Source organism: Salinicola peritrichatus, assembly GCF_003206715.1.
GTDB classification, from domain to species: Bacteria; Pseudomonadota; Gammaproteobacteria; order Pseudomonadales; family Halomonadaceae; genus Salinicola; species Salinicola peritrichatus.
The window spans coordinates 1-1996 of sequence record NZ_PZJU01000017.1; the positions used below are offsets into that span (position 1 = coordinate 1).

A 1996-nucleotide genomic window follows, 5' to 3' on the forward strand; every position below is an offset into this window, starting at 1 on the left:
TCCGCGTGCGCCAGGCAAAGCTTGGTCACCTGGGAGCAGGCCAGAGCCTGCAGAAAGGGTGAGTTGAACCCCAGTGGGTGCAATTCCCACCCGGCCAAGGGTAGCCGCCAGCCGGTAGCGAGTCTTGCGCAGCGTCGGGCAACCGCCGTTGTGAAGCGTAGACAGCAAGTGAGTAGGCCGTGTCATTGAGCCCCGAAATTTTCACCATGCGATCGCCGACGCCCTGCGGATAGCGGAAGGCAACACGAGTTCACTGAAAAGGCTTGGTGAACGAAGGTCGCCGGGGTCATTAGAGCAGGGCATGTCCACACAGGGGGTTCCCAGGAACCTGGGAGGCCCATTTCCCTCCTCCGATCTAACGCTATCAGGTACGGGAGCCACCTGCCCCCAAGCTCCCTGGCCCAGCACTGCAGTGACTGGCGGTGATGGGAGCGAAACAACAGCCACTCAGGAGGTACGGTACGGCGAGTGTAGCGAGCCGGCCAGATGGGGTAATGGGAGTCGGAGCCACTCATAGTACTGATGAAATCGGGGAACCAGCTCGATGGGACCCGGTGGAGGGAAGGGGTGGCCAACTATCAGACCCGTACGAGGGAAACATGACAGGTGCTCAGGAACCTGAAGTCATGTCCACGAAACAAGTGCGGATAGCAGCGCTGGCAGAGCGCTTCCCGCAGCGTGCCTTCACGTCACTGGCGCATCATATCGACGCCCAGTGGCTGAAAACGGCCTACCTGATGACGCGCCATGACGGTGCGGTTGGGATTGATGGCCAGACGGCGGACGACTTCGTGCGCGACTTCGAGGCCAACATCCAGCGGTTGCTGGAGGAAGCCAAGAGTGGTCGCTACAAGGCGCTGCCGGTGCGGCGTGTCCATATCCCCAAAGGGGATGGGCGTACCACACGGCCGATCGGCATTCCCACCTTTGAAGACAAGGTCCTGCAACGTGCAGTGGTGTCCCTACTGGAGCCTCTCTACGAGCATGACTTCCTGGATTGCTCATATGGTTTCCGGCCGGGCCGCTCGGCACACCAGGCCGTCAAGGCGGTGTGGGATGGCCTGTCGTCGATGGGAGGTGGCTGGGTCATTGACTTGGACATCAAGGCCTTCTTCGACACGATCGACCATCAGCACCTGCGAGCGTTTCTGCAGCAACGAGTGAAGGACGGTGTGATCCTTCGCCTGATCGGCAAGTGGCTCAAGGCCGGAGTATTGGAGGATGGGCAGTGGCAGAAGGGGAAAGTCGGCAGCCCACAGGGCGGGGTCATTTCCCCATTGCTGGCGAACCTCTATCTCCACTATGTACTGGACGAGTGGTTTGAGAAAGACGTCAAGCCACGCCTGCGAGGACGCGCGTTCGAGGTACGTTTCGCCGACGATGCCGTGCTCGCATTCAGCAGTGAAGCTGACGCCCGCAAGGTACTGGAAGTGGTGCCCAAGCGCTTCGCGCGCTTCGGCCTCACCCTGCACCCGACCAAGACCCGCCTGGTGAGGTTCCGCCCGTATCGTGAGCAGCGTGCCGAAACCTTCGACTTTCTGGGCTTCACCCACTACTGGGGGAAGTCACGCCGCGGGCTCTTGGTTATCAAGCGCAAGACGGCGAAGGATAGGTTTCGGCGTGGGCTCAAGCACATCTCACAGTGGTGCCGGTGGAATCGTCACCTGCCGATTCGGGAACAGCACGAGAAGTTGAGTCGTAAGATCCAAGGTCACGTTGCCTACTACGGTATTCGCGGCAATATGCGATCCATACAGACGTTTCGCCATCGGGTGAAGTGGTGTTGGATCAAGTGGTTGAGCCGGCGTTCCCAGAAGGCAAGGATTGTGTGGCGCAATGCGCTTCAACTCTTCAAGCTCTTGCCGTTTCCCAAGGCGAGGATTGTTCACCCATGCTGATCCTTCAGCGAAACTGATGGTTGAAGAGCCGGATGCGTTAATTGCGCACGTCCGGATCTGTGGGGGGCCGGGTCGAGCAATCGCCCGGTCTACCCGAC

Annotated in this window: 1 protein-coding gene; it reads left to right on the forward strand. The window is 60.0% G+C overall.

The window, feature by feature from the left end; all coding sequences use genetic code 11:
• Nucleotides 1-599: 599 nt before the first annotated feature.
• Complete coding sequence (ltrA, locus tag DOM57_RS07810) at nucleotides 600-1898, forward strand: group II intron reverse transcriptase/maturase (protein ID WP_110648669.1); 1299 nt, start codon at nucleotides 600-602, stop codon at nucleotides 1896-1898.
• The last annotated feature ends 98 nt before the right edge of the window (nucleotides 1899-1996 follow it).